Origin of the sequence: Streptococcus mitis (genome assembly GCF_003944325.1) — a bacterium.
Classification (GTDB): domain Bacteria; phylum Bacillota; class Bacilli; order Lactobacillales; family Streptococcaceae; genus Streptococcus; species Streptococcus mitis_CW.
Genome location: NZ_RJPX01000081.1, coordinates 1 through 1,464, shown reverse-complemented (window position 1 = coordinate 1,464; position 1,464 = coordinate 1). Strand labels below are relative to the sequence as shown.

Here is a 1,464-nt window from a genome sequence, read left to right as displayed (position 1 = left end):
ATGCTAAAGTAATCACCACGCTTAAAATTAATGTTACCAAAAATCGAAAAATTACCATTAAAATAATTCCATGAGGTGTAATCATTAAATTCTCAGCAACAATAAAGCCCCACTTTAATATCAAATAATTAAGAGTATCCGAAAAAATATAAATTCCTAGACCATTGACTAAAATAAGCTGGTATATTCTGGTATTCATCCATTTCGTGTTTATTGTTAAATAATAAGCAATGGTATAAGTTACTAAACTTCCATACACTGCTAAAATTTCTACAAATACCTTTGAAAGAATAATTGAGTATCTCTTAATACCCAAATTCATGAAAATTAACAAAACAAATCCGATTAAGAGGAAATATACAAATTTCTTGGTATAAGCCAATAAATGGTTGTATACTTCCCTTTTTTGTTCAAATTTAAAGCCAATCGCAAAATAAAATAAAAATTGAAACGAACTTTTTATTAAAGGAACATTAATTTTATAACTGATTAAATGAAGTACAAATAGGAATAGTAACATTCCAACCCCCGTATCTCTTCTCAAGACGAAGTATGCAATCATAAAAATAATGAACAACGCGAATAAATACCACAGATGAGTATTTCCAAATAAAAACAGTTGGCCAAGAATGGCATTCAAAATACTCGTTTGTACAAAATAATTTGAAATATATTTTACAGGAAGCGTATATAAGATTGTAAAAACAATAAAGGGGATTATTAGTCTTCTAAATTTATTTTTGAATAAAGTGAAAAGACTCTGCCACTTATTCTTTTCAACTTGAATTCTAAAAAATGCCCCAGATATAGCCATAAATAATGGCATATGGAAATAATAGATAATTTCTGTTAATACATTCAAAGCCTTTATTACCATAAGTGAATGATTGTTATTTATATAGTGAAGATAATCAATCCCACCAAAACTCGTCTTAATAATATAATATGTGCTATGTCCTAATACTACTAATAATATTGTGAGTACTTTTAAAAAATTATATTCTTCTTTTTTCAATCTTAGTTTCCTCTAACAGTTATTTAATTCTTATCTTCTCTAAGTAATTTTATACTTTTATCGATAGCATTACTTGTGTAAAATCCTTCTCTAACTTTTTCAGATAATCTTTCAATATTTTCCTTTAAAAGTACATATTGTTCTTCCGACATATTACTAATTATTTCTTGCATTTCTATTAAATCGTCTACTACAATCCCAATATTATTTTTTTTAACAAAATCACTCAAGGCAGATTGTTTCCAAACAATAACCGGTATTTTTGAAGCTATAAATAACGACACTTTATGAGGATTATTGTATGTTAAATACTCCCCAGTAATCCCTGAACAAGTTAATATAGAATTACCATCCCAAACTAATCCAAAATCACCTTCAAGTACAAAAGGAACTTTTTCAGGCGAAAAACTTCCTTTATATGATACATAATCATTATGATACATAATCAT

The 1,464-nt window shown here is 27.0% G+C and carries 1 protein-coding gene and 1 pseudogene; both read right to left on the bottom strand.

Annotation, left to right across the window (positions count from 1 at the left end; all coding sequences use genetic code 11):
• Positions 1-1,015: acyltransferase family protein (locus tag D8787_RS11190; RefSeq protein WP_142999776.1), on the bottom strand; the 1,015-nt coding region annotated here is incomplete at its 3' end.
• A 23-nt stretch (positions 1,016-1,038) separates the two neighbouring features.
• Positions 1,039-1,464 (bottom strand): annotated as a pseudogene (locus tag D8787_RS11565) (galactofuranosyltransferase); the annotation flags it as partial.